The sequence below is a fragment of the Ureibacillus massiliensis 4400831 = CIP 108448 = CCUG 49529 genome (assembly GCF_000772965.1).
Taxonomy (GTDB): Bacteria; Bacillota; Bacilli; order Bacillales_A; family Planococcaceae; genus Ureibacillus; species Ureibacillus massiliensis.
Genome location: NZ_JPVQ01000036.1, coordinates 14,248 through 33,488, shown reverse-complemented (window position 1 = coordinate 33,488; position 19,241 = coordinate 14,248). Strand labels below are relative to the sequence as shown.

18 protein-coding genes are annotated in these 19,241 nt (G+C 32.2%); 15 read left to right on the top strand and 3 right to left on the bottom strand.

What is annotated here, in order from left to right; all coding sequences use genetic code 11:
- On the bottom strand, window positions 1–362 hold a 362-nt coding region (locus CD30_RS20455), incomplete at its 3' end, for a hypothetical protein (RefSeq protein ID WP_036178573.1).
- Between the two features lie 264 nt (window positions 363–626).
- Between CD30_RS20455 and CD30_RS15165 the strand changes: the two genes are divergently transcribed.
- From CD30_RS15165 to CD30_RS15105, 13 genes are all read left to right on the top strand, one after another.
- Window positions 627–959, top strand: coding sequence for a metal-sensitive transcriptional regulator (locus CD30_RS15165; protein ID WP_408056796.1), 333 nt, complete (start codon window positions 627–629; stop codon window positions 957–959).
- Between the two features lie 83 nt (window positions 960–1,042).
- The gene (copZ, locus tag CD30_RS15160; protein WP_036178568.1) at window positions 1,043–1,249 is read left to right on the top strand and encodes a copper chaperone CopZ; all 207 of its coding nucleotides are present in this window, start codon (window positions 1,043–1,045) and stop codon (window positions 1,247–1,249) included.
- Window positions 1,250–1,317: 68 nt separating this feature from the next.
- The gene (locus CD30_RS15155) at window positions 1,318–3,735 is read left to right on the top strand and encodes a heavy metal translocating P-type ATPase (protein ID WP_036178565.1); all 2,418 of its coding nucleotides are present in this window, start codon (window positions 1,318–1,320) and stop codon (window positions 3,733–3,735) included.
- Between the two features lie 189 nt (window positions 3,736–3,924).
- Window positions 3,925–4,632 carry a response regulator transcription factor gene (locus CD30_RS15150; protein ID WP_036178562.1) on the top strand — a complete coding sequence of 236 codons (708 nt, stop codon included), beginning with the start codon at window positions 3,925–3,927 and terminating at the stop codon, window positions 4,630–4,632.
- Window positions 4,629–6,029, top strand: coding sequence for a sensor histidine kinase (locus tag CD30_RS15145; protein WP_036178560.1), 1,401 nt, complete (start codon window positions 4,629–4,631; stop codon window positions 6,027–6,029). Before CD30_RS15150 ends, CD30_RS15145 begins: the two co-directional genes overlap by 4 nt.
- A 181-nt stretch (window positions 6,030–6,210) precedes the next feature.
- Window positions 6,211–6,612: a ferritin family protein gene (locus tag CD30_RS15140; RefSeq protein ID WP_036178557.1), complete on the top strand. Its 402-nt coding sequence runs from the start codon at window positions 6,211–6,213 to the stop codon at window positions 6,610–6,612.
- Window positions 6,613–6,867: 255 nt separating this feature from the next.
- The gene (locus CD30_RS15135) at window positions 6,868–7,578 is read left to right on the top strand and encodes a cytochrome c biogenesis CcdA family protein (RefSeq protein ID WP_036178554.1); all 711 of its coding nucleotides are present in this window, start codon (window positions 6,868–6,870) and stop codon (window positions 7,576–7,578) included.
- Window positions 7,579–7,617: 39 nt separating this feature from the next.
- Window positions 7,618–8,163, top strand: coding sequence for a thiol-disulfide oxidoreductase ResA (gene resA / locus CD30_RS15130; protein ID WP_036178552.1), 546 nt, complete (start codon window positions 7,618–7,620; stop codon window positions 8,161–8,163).
- A 51-nt stretch (window positions 8,164–8,214) separates the two neighbouring features.
- Window positions 8,215–9,576: a HAMP domain-containing sensor histidine kinase gene (locus tag CD30_RS15125; protein ID WP_036178549.1), complete on the top strand. Its 1,362-nt coding sequence runs from the start codon at window positions 8,215–8,217 to the stop codon at window positions 9,574–9,576.
- Between the two features lie 16 nt (window positions 9,577–9,592).
- Window positions 9,593–10,279 carry a response regulator transcription factor gene (locus CD30_RS15120; protein WP_036178547.1) on the top strand — a complete coding sequence of 229 codons (687 nt, stop codon included), beginning with the start codon at window positions 9,593–9,595 and terminating at the stop codon, window positions 10,277–10,279.
- 13 nt (window positions 10,280–10,292) lie between these two features.
- Window positions 10,293–11,213, top strand: a complete 921-nt coding sequence (locus CD30_RS15115) for a F510_1955 family glycosylhydrolase (RefSeq protein WP_036178544.1) — start codon at window positions 10,293–10,295, stop codon at window positions 11,211–11,213.
- Between the two features lie 21 nt (window positions 11,214–11,234).
- Window positions 11,235–11,969, top strand: coding sequence for an urease accessory protein UreH domain-containing protein (locus CD30_RS15110; RefSeq protein WP_036178588.1), 735 nt, complete (start codon window positions 11,235–11,237; stop codon window positions 11,967–11,969).
- A gap of 427 nt (window positions 11,970–12,396) precedes the next feature.
- Window positions 12,397–13,236 carry a phospholipase D-like domain-containing protein gene (locus CD30_RS15105; protein ID WP_088350808.1) on the top strand — a complete coding sequence of 280 codons (840 nt, stop codon included), beginning with the start codon at window positions 12,397–12,399 and terminating at the stop codon, window positions 13,234–13,236.
- 383 nt (window positions 13,237–13,619) lie between these two features.
- Here the strand turns inward: CD30_RS15105 and CD30_RS15100 are convergent, their stop codons facing one another.
- Window positions 13,620–13,814 (bottom strand): DUF7695 domain-containing protein, encoded by a 195-nt coding sequence (locus CD30_RS15100; RefSeq protein WP_036178542.1) that lies wholly within the window; start codon window positions 13,812–13,814, stop codon window positions 13,620–13,622.
- A gap of 265 nt (window positions 13,815–14,079) precedes the next feature.
- The gene (locus tag CD30_RS15095) at window positions 14,080–14,994 is read right to left on the bottom strand and encodes a C40 family peptidase (protein WP_036178540.1); all 915 of its coding nucleotides are present in this window, start codon (window positions 14,992–14,994) and stop codon (window positions 14,080–14,082) included.
- A gap of 377 nt (window positions 14,995–15,371) precedes the next feature.
- On the opposite strand from CD30_RS15095, the gene CD30_RS15090 reads away from it, so the two are divergent.
- Both CD30_RS15090 and CD30_RS15085 read left to right on the top strand, forming a co-directional pair.
- Window positions 15,372–16,580 (top strand): D-alanyl-D-alanine carboxypeptidase family protein, encoded by a 1,209-nt coding sequence (locus CD30_RS15090; protein WP_235802072.1) that lies wholly within the window; start codon window positions 15,372–15,374, stop codon window positions 16,578–16,580.
- 336 nt (window positions 16,581–16,916) lie between these two features.
- Window positions 16,917–19,106 carry a heavy metal translocating P-type ATPase gene (locus CD30_RS15085; protein ID WP_036178538.1) on the top strand — a complete coding sequence of 730 codons (2,190 nt, stop codon included), beginning with the start codon at window positions 16,917–16,919 and terminating at the stop codon, window positions 19,104–19,106.
- Window positions 19,107–19,241 lie beyond the last annotated feature (135 nt).

The following is a 19,241-nucleotide window of genomic DNA, read 5'->3' as shown; positions in this document are numbered from 1 at the left end:
AGTGGCTCAAAGTTCCGCACAAGTGGCTTATTTAGGATGCAATATTCAAATAATTCACCTAGCATTAAAACGATTAAAAAAAGATAAAGAAATAAGATGCTTTTCTGTTTTAAATTCCAGTATTGAATACGATGTGTACGTTGAAAGGCTTGATGCAGTCTCATATATCTAAATAGCCCTACGTTGATCGCTATTAGAAAGACTAGAAATACAAGTGTTGATGACAGAACCTCCTGGAAAGGGTTGATGGAATCGGCGATTATCATACCAAAGATAAATAATAATACACTAGGTATAATCGATGAAGTGAAATTGGATTGCTTTGCCTTAGGAAGTTTTCTTGTTGTAGGTATCCTACCCATGTATACCATCCTTTTTATATTAATTAGTAATATTATTTCCATGAAATAATAATTTTAGTTATAACGAGAAAATGAATTGAATTTTTTACAATGAAGATACTAAAGTCTGACGTTTTCAATAGTAGCGAAAAGTCCATGTTTATTGAAAAGTCAGTTTAACTTCTTACAAAAACTCGGTTTTAAGCAATATAAAAAATTATATTTCAATCTTTACATACCTTATAGGGGTATGTTATTATGAAATCAGGTTAGGAGGTTGAGATGGTGGAAAATACAGTGAACGAAGTAGCTTTCCATAAAAACGATGATACATCAGGTCGAAAAAGCCATCATTCAGAAAGTGTTAAAAAGAACCTAACAACTCGATTAAATCGGATAGAAGGACAAATCCGAGGCATAAAAGGAATGATTGATAAAGACGTTTACTGTGATGATGTAATCACACAACTTTCAGCAACACAATCTGCTTTGAATAGTGTAGCCAGAATTCTTTTGGAAGGTCATTTAAAGAGTTGTGTCGTAGAACGTATTTCAGAAGGTGATGAAGAGGTTTTAGACGAATTTGTAGTCACAATACAAAAGTTAATGAAAAAATAGCTTTTGTATAATTTTTTATAGAAATTATACCCCTATAGTGTATATTGTGCTTTAAAACATTTATTAGAAGGAGAGAAATTATCATGCAAAATGTAACTTTAAACGTAATGGGAATGTCATGTGGACATTGTGTCAATGCAGTCCAAAAAAGTGTTGGAGTACTAGAAGGCGTTAATCAAGTAAACGTAAAATTAGACGAAGCTCTAGTAGAAGTAGAATTTAATGAATCACAAGTAACACTTGATAAAATAAAAGAAACAATTGAAGATCAAGGATACGATGTTAAATAAGAGTGCTTTTAAAGCACTCTCTTTTTCTAAAATTATATACCCCTATTAGGTATAAGAGGTGAAATGTCATGAGTAAAGAAGTAAAAGAAACAAGTATACAAATTTCAGGTATGACCTGTGCAGCTTGTGCGACACGTATAGAAAAAGGATTAAATAAAATGGAAGGTGTCGAGCAAGCGACTGTCAACCTAGCACTAGAAAAGTCATCGATTAAATATGATTCGTCAAAACTGAGTGAAACCGATTTTGAAAAGAAAATTGAGGCACTTGGCTACGGTGTTGTGAAACAGAAAGCTGAATTTGATATTACAGGGATGACTTGTGCTGCCTGTGCGACACGGATTGAAAAAGGGTTAAATAAAATGGAAGGTGTTGCATTTGCAAATGTCAATTTAGCACTTGAAAAAGCAACACTCGAATTTAATCCCTCAGAAGTAACTATTTCAGACATTATTGCAAAAGTAGAGAATTTAGGTTACGGTGCGCATCAAAAGCAAGAGGATAAAGAACAAGTTGATTACCGAGAAAAGCACATTAAAGATCAACAACGTAAGTTCATTTTTTCAGCTATTTTGTCGTTACCATTATTATGGACGATGGTTGGACATTTTACATTTACATCATTCTTATATGTACCAGATCTCTTAATGAATCCATGGATTCAAATGATTTTAGCAACACCAGTACAATTTATTATTGGAAAACAATTTTATGTAGGTGCATATAAAGCACTTCGAAATGGTAGTGCAAATATGGATGTACTTGTTGTCATGGGTACTTCAGCAGCATATTTCTATAGTGTTTACCAAGCAATTGTTACTACTGGTTCAGTACACATGCCTCAGCTATACTTCGAAACAAGTGCCGTACTAATTACATTAATTCTATTAGGTAAATTATTTGAAGCAAAGGCAAAAGGTCGTTCATCTGAAGCCATAAAAAAATTAATGGGGCTACAAGCTAAAACTGCAATTGTTTTACGAAATGGAGTTGAAAAAGAAGTTCCATTAGAGGAAGTTGTTATTGATGACATCATATTTGTAAAACCAGGTGATAAAATTCCAGTTGATGGTGAGGTATTAGAAGGCACAACAGCAGTTGATGAATCGATGTTAACAGGTGAAAGTTTACCAGTAGATAAAACAGCGGGGGATGTTTTATACGGCTCAACAATTAATAAAAATGGTTTCATTAAAATGAAGGCAACAAAAGTTGGACGTGATACTGCACTTTCCCAAATCATTAAGGTTGTAGAAGATGCACAAGGATCAAAAGCTCCTATTCAACGATTGGCTGATACAATTTCAGGTATTTTTGTTCCGATAGTAATAGGAATAGCAGTTATCACATTTCTAGTATGGATTTTATGGGTAGATCCAGGTAACTTTACTCAGGCACTTGAGGTCTTAATTGCAATTCTTGTTATTGCATGTCCATGTGCACTTGGGTTAGCAACTCCAACTTCAATTATGGCTGGTTCAGGTCGTGCGGCAGAGTTCGGTATTTTATTTAAAGGTGGAGAACATTTAGAGCAAACTCAAGCTATTGACACAGTAGTAGTTGATAAAACAGGTACTGTAACACACGGTAAACCTGTTTTAACAGATGTTTTGTTAGAAGCTGGTCAAGACGAAAACACATTCTTATCACTTATTGGTGCAGCAGAAAAACAATCTGAACACCCATTAGCACAGGCAATAGTTGAAGGTATTCAAGAAAAAGGCATCGAGCTTGGCAATGTTCAATATTTCGAAGCGATTCCTGGTTATGGTATTCAAGCAACAGTTTCAGGTCAAGGTGTGATTATTGGGACACGAAAACTAATGCAACAATATGGTATCGAGGTTCAATCAATTCTTGCTGCGATGGAAGAGTTAGAAAGAAACGGCAAAACTGCTATGTTAGCTGCAATTAATGGGCAATATGCTGGGATTGTTGCTGTAGCGGATACAATTAAAGAAACATCTAAAGAGGCTGTTCATCGTTTACAAGAAATGGGTATTCAAGTTATTATGATGACTGGTGATAACGAGCGAACTGCCCAAGCAATTGGGAAAGCGGTAGGCGTTGACGCCATAATTCCAGAAGTACTTCCGGAAGGTAAAGCAGATGAAGTGAAAAAATTACAAGATCAAGGTAAGAAAGTGGCAATGGTCGGAGATGGTATTAATGACGCACCAGCATTAGCAACAGCTAATATAGGTATGGCAATTGGTACTGGTACAGATGTAGCGATGGAAGCGGCGGATATTACATTAATTCGAGGAGACTTAAACAGCATTGCAGATGCAATTCTAATGAGTCGTAAAACAATGCTAAATATTAAACAAAACCTATTCTGGGCATTTGCCTATAACACAGTGGGTATACCAATTGCCGCAATAGGATTACTTGCACCATGGGTAGCAGGAGCTGCGATGGCATTTAGTTCTGTTTCGGTTGTATTAAACGCTTTACGTTTACAAAGAGTGAAACTGAATAAATAAATTTAACTTTCATATAGAGTAGATTAAAGGAAGGAAGTTTACTCTATTAACTAATGGGCGTTCATCCAATAGGGTAAACGCCATTATTTTTACTCTTAAAATGAAATGATTATTAATAGTCATTTCAATAATTCAATGAAAAATATGTCAACATTTTGGCTGAACAATATATTTTGAAAGGATGGACTTTTGAGAGATATTCTTATTGTTGAAGATGAAAAGTATATGTTGGATTTATTAATTATACATTTAAGATATGAATATAATGTTTATTCAGCCAAAGATGGTGCAGAAGCTTTAGAACTAATAAAGAAAAGGCATTTTGACCTTATCATTCTAGACATTATGCTTCCATATGTTGATGGGTGGACAATTTGTGAGGAAATCAGGAAAAAGCATAAGACGCCAATTTTAATGCTAACTGCAAGAACAGAGTTATCTGATAAAGTGAAAGGTTTTGAAATTGGTGCAGATGACTATTTAGTAAAGCCCTTTGAATTTGAAGAACTAAAGGCACGAATGAAAGCTCTATTTCGTAGGACTGACCAAATAAAAAATAGCCATACATTAAAGGAGAATAGTATTTCATTTTCAAATGGGTTATTCAGAATGCATTTAAGTAGTAGGAAACTTTACATAAATAACACTTTAGTAGAATTAACTACAAAGGAATTTGATTTACTTTTTATATTAGCTAATTCACCAAATCACATTTTCACGAGAGATATTTTGCTAAATCAAATCTGGGAGAACCACGAAGATAGGGATGTTCGGATTGTTGATACTCATATAAAAAACATTAGAACTAAAATTAAAAATGTTTTGAGAGAAGCAAAATTTATAAATACAATTTGGGGTATTGGTTATCAGTTTACAGTACCAGGAGACCAAATGTGAAAGTAGAAAGTATTGTTATTAAATATGGATTATTTATCATGGTTTTGTTTCTTAGTATCCTAATTCCTTTTGCAATACTTATTGATAGTATTTTTCTTAATGTATATAGGTTACACGTTAATGAAAATGTAAATGAGTTAGCTGATAAAATTGTAATAGCAGTAAGAAACACAATGATGGATGAGTATTATGATTATTTAAGTACTATTACAGATGAAGGCATCCTTGTCTTCAATGAAGAAGAGGTTATTTTCTCGAATTATTCACACGAATTTAATACTGGTTCGGTCATAACGGAAGACTTGCTAAAAACCCTTCAAAATGGTGAGGAATTTGAAAAAGAACAACATGATCCTATTACTCATGAAAAGTACTTTTTCGTCGGAAGACCAATAATAGAAAACAATGAATTTAAAGGTGGTGTCATTTTATTTTCCTCTGTTGATGAAATCCATCAAATAATGCATGTTATAAGGGATTGGATAATAATTGCAATAATTGCAGCAATAATATTAGCTTTTGGTTATACGATTTTCCTAGCCAAAAAACTTTCAAGGCCACTTCTCAAAATGGAAAGAGCCACGAGGGAAATTGCTAAAGGAAAACTAAACATAAAAGTAGAGGTAAAATCTAATGATGAAATTGGCTCTTTAGCTAATGCAATAAACCATTTAAGTCTTGAGTTAAATAATTATCGTTCAAATAGGAGTGAGTTGCTTGCAAACATATCGCATGAACTACGTACTCCTATATCATATCTAATGGGTTACGCACAAGTAATCAAACATGGTCAATATAGTAATGAGAGAGAATTAAGGATATATTCAGCGATTATTGAAAAAGAATCGGAACGATTAGCAAAACTAATCGAGGAACTATTTGAATTGTCCAAAATGGAAGAAGGTATAATTAATCTTTACATTCAGTCAGTTGATATAGAAGATGTTATTGAATCAGCAGTTCAAAAAGTGAAGTTAAAAGCAATGAAGAAAAATATCTCTTTATCATTATTATTGGATTCAGAGTTACCTTCAATTATTTCAGATGGACTTAGATTGGAACAAATTCTACTTAATTTATTAGAGAATGCTATTAATTATACGGAAAAGGGTAGTATAATTGTTGAGGCCAAAAAGGAAAAAACAGCTATACTGATTTCTGTTAAGGATACAGGCATAGGAATTCCAAATGAAGATCTTCCATTCATCTTCGATCGTTTCCATCGAGTAGAGAAATCAAGGTCTAGAACAAATGGAGGAACTGGCCTAGGTTTAGCAATTGTATTTGAACTTGTAAAGTATTTGGATGGGCAAATTACGGTTGAGAGTGAGTTAGGTAAAGGCTCTAAATTCGAAATAAAACTGCCTTATAAAATAAAAAATTGCAAAGGTTATTAAACTTTAATAAATGTTCATGTCATGAAATTGGCAATGGACATTTTATTTTTATGAAATCCATAATTTCTACAAATTTAATTGTTATAATTTTAACTGTAATACGTAAAAGCAAGGTGTGAAAGGGATTCGTTGAAAGAGTTTATACCAAAATTCCTCATAATAAATGAAGGGATGTGTGATTTTGGATAATGATGAGCATTTAATAGAGGAAATTTCAAAAGCTTTAGTTAATGAAGTCAAACAATACAACTTTTATAATAAATTAGCAGAACTTGCACCTAAAGAAGAATACCAACACTTGATAATAAAGATTCAGAGTGATGAAATTAAACACTTTCAATGGTTAAATAAAATTCTACCTACTTTAGATGGCCTGCAATCCTCAGAACCTGATGAGATAATATCTTTTGAATTTGAAGAAGGTTTAAGTATAGCTATACAAAACGAATTAGATAGTGCGATTTGCTATTTAAGACTATCTTCGAGGGCAGTATCAACAAAAGGGAGATTGTATTTTAAAAATGCTGCACTAGATGAACAGCGTCATCTATCTCTATTACAATATATATTGATGAATCTATAATTAGAATAGCATTTCATCGTATTTAGCATTATGTAGGATATAGTACAGAAAAGTAAATATAAATGGGAAAGAGAGAAATGGTCAATTTTGTAAGGTTATCCTAGTTGAGATAGGATAACCTTTTTGACTTTTGTAATGGTAAGATTTATTTTCTCCATAGTTTTTGCATAAATCTTGTTTATAATTTATTTAATTTTAAAATTTTTATTTGTAGCCATTGTTTTCAAATAAAATGGTAAGGGTGGAGACATTATTTTGGTTGATCAATTAAATTTCTTTCTTGCATTCGGAGCAGGGCTTTTGTCGTTTATTTCACCATGTTCTCTTCCGTTATATCCCGCATTTCTTTCTTATGTTACTGGAATGTCCTTTAATGAATTGAAAGAAGAAAAAGGAATATTTCATAAGAGAGCGCTAATTCATACGATATTATTTTTAATTGGATTTTCGATAATCTTTTTGGCTTTAGGACTTTCAACTTCCATAATTGGACAAATCTTTATACAGTATCAAGATTTACTAAGGCAAATTGGTGCACTATTTATGGTTATCTTTGGTTTAGTAATTCTAGGTTTCTTCAAATTTGATTTTTTAAGTTCCGAAAAAAGAATCCAGTTTAAGAAAAGACCTCAAGGATATATTGGTTCTGTTTTGATTGGAATAGGTTTTGCAGCTGGGTGGACCCCTTGTACAGGTCCAATCCTTGCAGGTGTCATTGCGTTAGGAATTTCAAATCCAAGTCAGGGAATTATCTATATGTTATTTTATGTACTTGGTTTTTCTATTCCATTCCTAGTAATGTCTCTATTTATTGGGAGAATGAAATTTCTTCAAAAAAGAAGCGACCTATTTATGAAAATAGGTGGGATTATAATGATTATGATGGGTATCCTATTATACTTTGATTTAATGACAATGATTATTACTTTCTTAATACCATACTTCGGTGGATTTACAGGATTTTAACACTTTATAAGACTGAAATTTAAGAAAGGATATTAATTTATGGATAAAAAAAAGAGACGTAGAGTAGTAAGATTTGTTATTCTACTATTATTATTTTCTGCTATAGTATTTACGATTTATACAGGTTTAACGAAAGAAAAAGCTGAAGTTTTACAAGTAGGTGATGTTGCTCCGGATTTCGTACTTATAGATATGGATGGTGTTGAACACAGGTTATCTGATTATAGGGGACAAGGGGTCTTTTTAAACTTTTGGGGTACTTGGTGCAAACCTTGTGAAAGAGAGTTTCCAATAATTAATCGTTATTACCAAGTATATAAAACACAAGGTCTTCAGGTTTTAGCAGTAAATATTGCTGAATCGGATTTTGTAGTTCAAAATTACATTGATCGTAAAGGATTAACATTCCCTGTATTAATCGATAAAAGTAAAAGTGTAATGGGTACATATAATATTAATCCTTTACCAACGACAGTTCTTATTAATCCGGAAGGAAAAATAGAGAATATTATTACTGGGGAAATGAGTGAAACGGCTATTCGCAGTTATATGGAACAGATATTGCCAAGTAAAAATTTAAATTAACGTTTGAATCCTTAAGCAAGATTATCTTAAGGATGGAGGAATTAAATAATTATGAACAAAGTTTCTATAAAACTGGCTACATGTTTTTTTATTGTAGTGCTTGTGATGGAATGCTTTCTTATGGTTTATCTTCATCGAAAAATTATCCATACCAGAGTTGAAGAAGAGTTTTCCTTATTATTATCAAATGGGGCAAACCACAGAGATGTATTAGTTGAGAATTATTCTGATACTACAATAAAACATATTGTATTGATGGAAATGAATGAGGAGAGAGAAGTTGTCATTACCGATAATAGAGGTAACATTATAGGAAACTCTGGGATAGACAGCAACTTATTAGAAGTATACAATCCACTAATAAAAGATTTAGAAGAAGGTAAGGATAGGATATTAATCTCTGATTGGGAAAATTCGCCTTATATAGTTAGTATTCATCCCTATAAAGTAAGTGAAATTGAGGTTGGTTATGTTGTGATGTTTCAAAGTACAAACTCACTTAATCAAATGGTTAGCTACTTGAATGTTCACTTCGCAATAGCGGGAGTAACCAGTTTTGTAGTGCTTTTACTAATTTACGCTGTATTATCAAAAGTGATCACTAGACCATTAATACGGATGAAAGAGGCAACGGAAAAATTAAGTAAAGGTGAATTTAATGTTAGCCTTCCTAAATTAGGGAAAGACGAACTTGGTGAATTATCTTTTTCTATTCAAAAACTGGCCAATGATTTGGAGAGACTAAAAAAAGATCGGAATGAATTTCTAGCTTCGGTTTCGCACGAATTAAGTACACCTTTAACTTATTTAATTGGCTACTCTAATGTTGCAATGAGAGATGGATTGGGTGACGAGGAAAGAAAACAATATCTTGAAATTATTGGTGAAGAGTCAAACAAGATGAAAGAGTTAGTTAAGAATTTATTAGATCTTGCTAGAATGGATGAAAACTCTTTTACGGTAACAAAAACCAATTTTGAGTCACAACCATTCCTTGAGGATATTTGTAAACTTGTTGCACCATCATTTGAATTGAAAAACATTAAACTAAACTTGAAAACTAATGAAAATTTTACAATATTTGCTGACTCTATTCGCTTAGGGCAAATAATTGTAAATTTATTAGATAATGCATTGAAATATTCAAAAGAAAATACGGAAGTACTATTGGAAGCATATAAAAAAGGAGATAAAACGGTTGTTAAGGTTATTGATTCTGGAATCGGTATTCCGTCGGAAGAATTAGATTTTATCTTTGAGAAATTATACCGTGTTGAAAAATCACGATCGCGAGTTTATGGTGGTTCAGGAATTGGATTAGCTGTTGTGAAAGAGTTAGTCGAAGCACATGGCGGTACTATTAATGTGGAAAGTAACTTAGGAATTGGTAGTACATTTACCATTATTATTTAAATATGGGGGTGGGAATATGCCCAAAACGCAAACCATTCTTTTGGTCGATGATGAGCAAAGAATGCTAGATTTAGTTGAATTATTTTTAATCCCTCATAGATATAAGTGCATCAAAGTTACGGATGGCAATGAGGCATTAAAAGTACTTGAGAGAGAAAGAATTCAACTAATCTTATTAGATGTTATGATGCCTGAAATGGACGGATGGGAAGTATGTGAAAAAATCCGTGAATTTTCAAATGTACCAATCATTATGTTGACTGCTAGATCTGATAAAGAAGACTTAGTTAAAGGTTTAAATATTGGTGCAGATGACTATATTTCAAAGCCATTTAATGAAAAGGAATTAGTGGCAAGAGTAAATGCGGTTCTAAGAAGATTCCCTGAAGATGATGATGAACAAAATATGATTAAGTTTAATGGTTTTCAATTGGATCAAGAAACATACTCGTTACATTATTTGGATTTAACTGTTCAACTGACTCTAAAAGAATTCCATATTTTAGAGGCTATGATTTCTAGACCGACAAAGACATTTACAAGAGAGGAATTAATGAACGCTGCTTGGGAATATGAAACAGATACTGATATTAGAACAGTAGACTCACATATCCGTAATTTGAGAGATAAACTCGGGAAAGCAGGATTACCAATTGATGATTTCCTCAAAACGGTTTGGGGAATTGGTTATAAATGGAGTTAAAGGAGCATGAATAATGAAAAAGTATACAATGATGTTTAGCCTTTTAATGTTAGTCTTAATTTTAACAGCCTGTAGTTCAGGTGAAAATATTGAGTTTCAATACGGTGAAGTTAAAAATAATCCAATTGATCACATTCATGGTGTAGGCTATATAAATGGAGAAGATAGTGTGGTAATTGCTACACATGCAGGTTTATATTCCTACGATGAAAGTGGTTGGAAAGAAGCTAATAGTCAAAAGCATGATTATATGGGATTCCAAGCAGTAAATGATGGTTTCTTTGCAAGTGGACATCCTGGTCAAAGTTCTGACCTTGAAAATCCTTTAGGTCTAATTAAAAGTACGGATAAAGGTGCAAGCTTTGAAAAGTTGGCATTTTATGGGGAAATTGATTTCCACTATCTTGCCGCTGGGTACAACTCAAATGCAATTTATGTATTTAATGAAATGCCAACAGAAAATTTAGAGGGAGGTCTACATTATTCAACTGACGAAGGTAAAACTTGGACTTCATCAGCTCTAAATGGATTTAATTCGACATATATCTCAAACTTTGCTGCACATCCAACAAGAGAAGAGTTGCTTGTAATAGGAAGTAAAGATGGAATATTTATGACTGAAGATTTTGGTCAAAACTTTAAAAAATTTAATTCTGCAAGTATGGTTTCTTACGTTACATTAACTGAGTCTGGTGGCTACTATACAAATTTTGATGATTCGAATGTTTATTTAAAATCATTTACATTTGACAGTTCAGAAGAAAAAGAAATTCCACTTCCAGAGGAAATAATGAAAGATCCTATTGTCTATATTGCTACTAATCCTAATAATAGTGCAGAAATAACGATAGTAACAAATACTTTAAATATTTATTTAACAAAAGATCTTGTTAATTGGGAGAAGTTAGCTTCAAATGGTGAATTGAGGAAATAAATTTAGGGAATGGTATTTATTATGTATAGTTTTCTATCTAATATAAGTGGAATGATTAGTGAACCAATTTCAGCGTTTATGTATTCCTATGAACATTCTCCAATTATTGTTGCGATTTTGCTTGGATTAATAGGCGCATTTGCACCCTGTCAATTAACCGGCAATATTAGTGCTATTACGTTTTATGGAAATAGAGCGATACAAAAAGAGACAATTTGGACTGAAATTGCATTCTTTATTTTTGGAAAAGTTGTTGTGTTCAGTTTAATAGGATGGCTTGCCTGGATTTTTGGACAGGCATTTGAAACAGAGATGACTAAGTACTTTGCAGTATTCAGGAAAGTAATCGGACCATTATTGGTCTTAACAGGTCTTGTACTACTTGGATTGTTTAAAATGGAATTTCTAGGGAGAATTACTGAACGTGTTCCAGTCATCATGAAAGAAGGAAAACTGGGCTCCTTTTTATTAGGTGCAAGTTTTTCGCTCGCTTTTTGTCCAACTATGTTTGTCCTGTTTTTTGTTTGGTTAATGCCTACAGTTGTCTCTACTTCATATGGTTTTGCCCTACCAGCAGTGTTTGGAATCGCAACTTCAATTCCTTTACTACTTATTTTTGCTTTAATTGAAGTTTTTGATGCGAAACGAGTTATTATGAAAAATAGTAGAAACATAGGAAAAGTCGTACAAAATACAACCGGTGTAATTCTTATTATAATTGGGTTATTCGATACGCTAACATATTGGGGGATTTAGGTGTAAATAGTTTTATAATATGCATGAATAGCTTTAAGCATTTTTATATATGCTATTTCTATTTAAAAATTCCTATAATCTTGTAGTTTTCCGATAAATATGAAACAAAATTCGATAACTTAAAATAAAGATTTGTAATTTCAAATTAATTTTGATTAAAAATCCTTGTGTTAATATGAGGATTTTTTCTTTTTCCACAAATCGGCCAGATTGTTGAACAGCAATCTAATGGGGTGTTGATCTAAGAAAAATTAACGTACTATTCTGTATTACAACAATCAATTCAAGAAAGGCTCAACTATTTATAAAAAATCAAGTAAACTATAATTTAAGAATTAATGAATTTTCTATGATTTCGATATCAAACATTTCCCTGATAAATCGGAATAATTAAGGATACAAAAGGGAAATTGTTATGGAGGGTATTATGAGAGAAGACATATCGTTTCATGATGGCAAGGTCGTGTTTTTCAAAGAATCAAACTTTTGGGATGAATTACTATCAAGAGTGACGAGGAAAACTGGCACCATTTATATAGCGACATATAATTTTAATTTTAATCAGTACCCAAGAAGCTTTTATGAGAAATTAGCTGGACTTGCTAATGTTGGTGTAGATGTTCGATTGTTATATGCTACCATGACTAATGCAACCAGTGATAATTTAGAAATAGAAGAAGTATTTAAAAATTTTGTATTATGCGCTCAACTTGAAGCCAATCATTCAAAACTTTTCATTACAGACGATTTTGCATTTGTTGGTTCTGCTAATTTTAGTTTTGGCAGCAATAGAAATTATGAGAGTGGGGTTATTTTCAAAAATAAAGAAATCGTGGAGAAAATTGCAAAGTATTACCGTAGTGTATTGCTTGAAAATAGTGAATTTATAAATGTACCCCAGTCTATGGATCCATTTGGTTTTTTATCAGGATTATTGTCTGCCACTGAGGATTTACGTAAAAGAGAATTAGAGGAACTGTATGAAGAGAAGATACGAGAGATAATTCCAGAACTTAGATTTTTAGACGATTTAAAAAAATATTTCAATGAACTAAATTATATAGTACCACCAGAATATGATTGGTTCAAATTTTATATGCAACTTTATAATGAAGAGCAGGTTTATAATGTACAATTCGAAGAGTTCAAAAGCTACTTAGATGATGCCCATGATTATTTAACCCATGCAATATCATTTATCAACGAACAGTATAGAACGATTGGCAGATTAGAATTATTGAAAAAAGCAAAAGTAATAAAAGAGTAGTTTTGCTCCTCATTAGATGGACAAATTTATGCTAAAAAAGTCGTTTCCTACTGTGACTTTAATAATTGAACGTTTTATTACAAGAGGGGGTAGTTGCAAGAATAAATGCTAAGACCATATTATGTTATTCAATTTCAGGGCGCGATTGTTTAAGAAGCGTCTCTATTTTTATTAAATTCAAGATTACCTTAGTTCTTAAAAGATTTATAAAGTATGCAAAATAAATTTAAATAACTAAAAGTTACGTAGTACAATAGATGGCCACAAGCAATTGACATAAAGCAAAAATAAAAATCGAACCCAAGAATGTTGGTTTACAGTAATCTTGGGTTTTGCTTCTCTCAGCTTTTGGCGGATATACCCATTTTTGACATATGTTTAATTCATTCATATTCGGATAATTCTTCGTAATATAATTCTGCTGGATTCGAACCATAAACACGTCTTGCATAGTCTAATCCACCATCTATACCTACTGCTCCACACGTGCATTTTTGAAAGTCATATGTACTTTTGGATTCTATAATGTCACCACAAAGTTTACAACGAATTCGGTTTTTCTTTAATTTCTTTTGCATTCTCATACCGCCTTTTTACCGTAAGAATATATTCCATTATAGGGTGCTTTAATTGAATATGAACTACTATACTAATCAAACTTTTGTATAAGACTACATACTAAATCATACAGAAGAAAGTATTTTTATCAAACTTTATTTCAAGCAATAAATATGCCTAAATCTTAAAGAATATTAATTAATCAGCACAATTAAAAGTAACTTAAAAAATAGGACTTCTCGATATTGAGAAGTCCTATACTATTAATATTTTAAATAAAAGAGATTATTGAGTTAAGCGATCTAAGAAAATTTTTAAATGTATTAATTTTACTTTATCCCCAACACCAAATGTTCCATCTGGTTTTCCAGAAGTAATACCATTTGAAGATAGAATAGTAACATATTCATATGCATAATGAGCGCTAGAAACATCGGAGAATTTTTCAGCTTTTCCTAATTCTTCTAATTCAAAAGCTTTAACTAAAACAATTGCTAGTTGGCCACGGGTAATCGGAGAATTTGGATTGAATTTTCCACTTTGATCACCGTTAAAAATACCAAGTTTGTTAAGTGCCGTAACAGCCCCAGCATATTTAGATGTTGATTTCACATCTGGGAAGGGTGAATTTGTATCGCTTGTATCTAAACCTAAAGCTTTAGCTAGTTGTAGTGCTACTTCACCACGAGATGCGTAAATACTAAAATCTACCTGAGAATTTTTTACTTCTGCTTTTTCAGTTGTTGTAAAGTTTGCTACACGCTTAGCACCTATGTATCGTGAACCCCAGTAGTAGGGATCGTTTAATTTATCAATTCTTACACCTGAACTTGGTGTTGCTGATATAAAATTACCATTTCCTATGTATATTCCAACGTGTGAAATGCCAGTACCGGATGTATTAAAAAATACTAAGTCACCCGCTTGTAAATTGCTTTTGGATACAGGTGTACCTTGTTGATATTGAGCTCTTGAAGTACGTTCCAATGAAATATCTAACTTTGAAAATACAAATTGTGTATAAGCTGAACAATCAACACCGGTATTAATATTTGTACCACCGAATAGATATGGAGCTCCAATATAATCTTTAGCAGTATTTGTTAAATCTGAAACCGTTGCTGCATATACATCATTTGCACCTACACCTGTAAAAATCATAAAAGATGCAAAGATTGGTAGTAACAATCTTTTTTTCATTGAAATCTTACTCCTTTAAAAAGCAATGCTTTAATTGAATAGGATAAGATTAACATAAAAAAAGAGAATGTTATTTTTCATTTCTGTAACAAATTATTACAAAAAAGAAATGACAATACTACTAAACATAAATTTATGTTAATAGGGAAGTTCGGGAAGAGTATAGGATATATTCTTGTAATACATGGGTAGCTGTACAGAATATATTAAAACTTTAATACATTTATTAGATGAAATATATACAAAAATTTAGGTTATAGTAATTTACAAGTATTACGTTTTAATTACATAATTGATTTTCTTTAATTTCTCCATAATTTTTTCATATTTATTTCTTAAAATACATTAGGTAAATTTTTATGGGGAGAATAATATGTATGTGGAGATTTATAGGCATTGATATTCCATTAGTAATGAAATTATTGGTTTTACTAATAATCTTATCTATTTTTTCAATCTTCTTTAATAATAAAGTAATAGGAGCAGTTTCTCCTGATGAACCACTTATAACAAGTGAAGCTGCCATTTTAATTGATGGAAACACAGGCAGAGTTTTATATGAAAAAAATTCAGATAAAAAGATGCAACCAGCAAGCTTAACAAAAATTGCAACTGCAATATATGCAATTGAAAATGGAAATCTTGAAGACATTGTAACAGTAAGTCACAATGCAAGAGACGTAGAAGGTACTCGGGTTTATTTAGAAGAAGGAGAAAAGATAACCTTAAAAAGGCTTATCGAAGGACTACTGGTCAATTCCGGGAATGATGCAGGTATAGCAATAGCAGAACACTTGGATGGATCGGTAGAGGATTTCGTAATTAGTTTAAATCGATACTTAAAAGATTTAGGACTACAAAATACAAACTTTGTTAACCCACATGGTCTTTACCATCCAGAGCACTTAACTACTGCTAGGGACCTCGCACTGATTACACAGTATGCAATGAAGAATAATGAGTTCCGAGAAATATTTGGAACAAAGGAATTAAGTTGGAATGGGGAGTCGTGGGATACAACCATATATACTCATCATAAATTAATGCGAGAACAACCATATGAAGGGATTACAGGAGGGAAAACTGGTTATATTGATGAGTCTGGTATTACTTTAGTTACTGCTGCAACAAGAGGAGATTTATCATTAATTGCTGTTACTCTTAATGCTCCAACAGAAGATATTGCTTATCACGATACTGTAGACCTACTTGATTATGGTTTTAATAATTTTACAGTAGAGAGTATTTCACAGGGACAATTGTTTGAAATAAACAATGAAGAGTACATAAACAATGATATTCTTACCTATACGATTTCTAATAATGAAAATATTCATAAACTGATAACAAAAGGTGGAGTTTTGGAACTAAAAAACGACTCACAAGATGTAATTGCCCAATTTCAATTAGAGAAAAATATAACTTGGAACGATAATGTTGAAATTTTAAAAGAATCCAAGGATAACGCAATAAATGATCAAAGAATTAATAAAAATTTAATGTTCTTCGTAATGTTAATTTTTATCTTAATTTTGTTAAGAATATTGTTTATAAAAAACCATAAAAAAGTGGACAGTATTGATTAGAGTACTTACTAAACCTTTTTAGAAAGCTACTTATTTCAAGAAGTTGATCTTTTATGATTAAAAAGAGCTTGAAGATAATCCTTATCTACAAGCTCTTTTTAATTTGGGGTTAAATGCTTAGTAGTACTTTTAGCCATTGATTATAGAAACAATTCATTTATTACAAACGTTTTCAATTAAGTACAATAATTTCCATAAATTCTGCATATTTACGTGTTACATTAGATTTATATAAAGGTTAATAATGACTATATTGGTTTAATATGGTCAAAAGTGAATGAAGAAGAATTACTCTGTATTGGAAACACAACCACGAATGTTGTTAGGAGTGAGGAAATGGGTAATAAAGGTATTGATAGCAAAAATCATTTTGATGATGAACATTCACGTCATAATCACTATGAAAGCGACAACAATGAACATGTTCACCATGGACATAAACATAATGAACATGTTTATATGACAGAAAATGAACAACACAACGATCACCAACATACGACTCCGGAAAAAAATCACCATGAACATACTGAACGTAGTCATCACAGTCATAATCATAATCATAGTAGCCATGAGGGGCACGACAAACACCATGGCCATTCAATTGCTGAGTTTAAAAAACGTTTTTGGGTGTCATTAGTTTTAACTATACCGATTTCATATTTATCAATGATGATTCAAATGTTATTTGGCTATCATGTTGAATTCCCTGGAGATACATTTTTATTATTCTTATTGTCTACAATTGTCTTTTTTTATGGTGGTAAACCTTTTTTATTCGGTGCTTGGAGCGAGATTAAAGATAGAGCACCAGGTATGATGTTGTTAATTTCATTAGCAATCGTTACTGCTTATGTATATAGTACATTAACTGCTTTCTTTATCGAAGGTAGTGACTTCTACTTCGAATTAGCAACATTGATTGTCATTATGCTTCTTGGTCACTGGATTGAAATGAAATCTATATCGGGTGCTTCGAAAGCATTAGAAGAATTAATTAAGCTAATGCCAAAAGAAGTTCATAAACTTGAAATTGAAGGTAATATAGTGGAAATTTCAGTTGAAGACTTAAAACCAGGTGACCAAATTTTGGTGAAGCCAGGAGAAAAAATTCCACTCGATGGAATAATCTTTGAAGGACATTCAACAGTTGACGAATCGATGTTAACTGGAGAATCGATTCCGGTAGAAAAAACGATTGGAATGGAAGCAATTGGTGGGGCTATTAATGGTGATGGTGTATTAAAAATAACTGTTAGAAAAACAGGTAGTGACACATATCTTGCTAAAGTTATCCAATTAGTTAGTGAAGCCCAGAAAACAAAATCAAAAGCTCAAGGGTTTGCAGACACTGCTGCAAAATGGTTATTTTATGTTGCCGTTGTTTCAGGGATTATTACATTGGCTCATTGGTGGATAATAGGTGATTTTGATATAGCGTTAGAAAGAATGGTAACTGTATTGATTATCGCTTGTCCACACGCACTTGGTCTAGCTACACCCCTTGTAGCATCTAGATCTACATCACTTGCAGCCAAAAATGGGCTATTGATTCGTAACCGTACATCATTTGAAAGTGCATTTAAAATTAATCGAATAGTTTTTGATAAAACAGGTACTTTAACAGAAGGAAATTTCGGAGTAACAGATGTTTATCCAAATAAAGGTGTTAGTGAAGAAGAATTATTAAAACTAGCGTATTCTGTTGAAATACAATCTGAACATCCTATTGCAAAAGGGATAGTAAAGGAAGGTAAGGATCGTAAATTAGAGATATATGAAGTTAATGACTATCAAAACCTAACAGGTAAAGGCCTTGTGGCGAAAATAAATGGTTCTGAAATTGCAGTTGTAAGTCCAGGTGTATTAAGAGCAAATCAAATTTCCTTCGATGAACAAAAATATGAGAATCTAGCACAACAAGGTAAAACCGTTATTTTTGTATTAAAAGATAGCGTATTACAAGGGATGATTGCATTAGCGGATATAATTAGAGAATCCTCTTATAAAGTTATAAAAGAACTTAGTGAATTAGGAATTGAAACTGTAATGATGACTGGTGATAATAGTCGAGTAGCACATTATGTTGGCGAAAAGCTTGGAATGACAAAGGTGATTGCTGAAGTACTACCACATGAAAAATCAGATAATGTCAGTACATTAAAAGAGGGTGGCAAAAAAGTCGCGATGGTTGGTGATGGTGTAAACGATGCACCTGCTTTAGCCGAAGCTGATTTAGGAATTGCAATTGGCGCTGGAACTGACGTTGCAATTGAAACTGCAGATGTTGTTTTAGTAAACAGTAAACCTGTTGATATATTAAGTACTCTTAAACTTTCCAAAGCTAGTCGACGAAAAATGGTTCAAAATTTAATCTGGGCTACCGGATACAATATTATTGCCATACCACTAGCAGCTGGAGTTCTTATTAGTGTGGGGATTGTAATCACACCGGCAATCGGGGCTGCCGTTATGTCATTAAGTACTATAATTTGTGCGGTTAATGCTCAGCTATTGAGGATTGATTAATTCGGTTAAAAGAATAAATTAATTTAGTGTAGATACGGCAAAATTCAAAACTCATGCGGGACAAAATGCAATTGAATGAATCTTGCTATCAACATGATTAAATAGAAGGAAATTCGCCTTGTATAATATAATAGG

Coding starts and splice junctions, on each gene's coding strand:
- copZ (WP_036178568.1), top strand. CDS start 1,043: ATGCAAAATGTAACTTTAAACGTAATGGGAATGTCATGTGGACATTGT.
- CD30_RS15155 (WP_036178565.1), top strand. CDS start 1,318: ATGAGTAAAGAAGTAAAAGAAACAAGTATACAAATTTCAGGTATGACC.
- resA (WP_036178552.1), top strand. CDS start 7,618: ATGGATAAAAAAAAGAGACGTAGAGTAGTAAGATTTGTTATTCTACTA.
- CD30_RS15125 (WP_036178549.1), top strand. CDS start 8,215: ATGAACAAAGTTTCTATAAAACTGGCTACATGTTTTTTTATTGTAGTG.
- CD30_RS15120 (WP_036178547.1), top strand. CDS start 9,593: ATGCCCAAAACGCAAACCATTCTTTTGGTCGATGATGAGCAAAGAATG.
- CD30_RS15115 (WP_036178544.1), top strand. CDS start 10,293: ATGAAAAAGTATACAATGATGTTTAGCCTTTTAATGTTAGTCTTAATT.
- CD30_RS15110 (WP_036178588.1), top strand. CDS start 11,235: ATGTATAGTTTTCTATCTAATATAAGTGGAATGATTAGTGAACCAATT.
- CD30_RS15105 (WP_088350808.1), top strand. CDS start 12,397: ATGAGAGAAGACATATCGTTTCATGATGGCAAGGTCGTGTTTTTCAAA.
- CD30_RS15100 (WP_036178542.1), bottom strand. CDS start 13,814: ATGCAAAAGAAATTAAAGAAAAACCGAATTCGTTGTAAACTTTGTGGT.
- CD30_RS15095 (WP_036178540.1), bottom strand. CDS start 14,994: ATGAAAAAAAGATTGTTACTACCAATCTTTGCATCTTTTATGATTTTT.
- CD30_RS15090 (WP_235802072.1), top strand. CDS start 15,372: ATGTGGAGATTTATAGGCATTGATATTCCATTAGTAATGAAATTATTG.
- CD30_RS15085 (WP_036178538.1), top strand. CDS start 16,917: ATGGGTAATAAAGGTATTGATAGCAAAAATCATTTTGATGATGAACAT.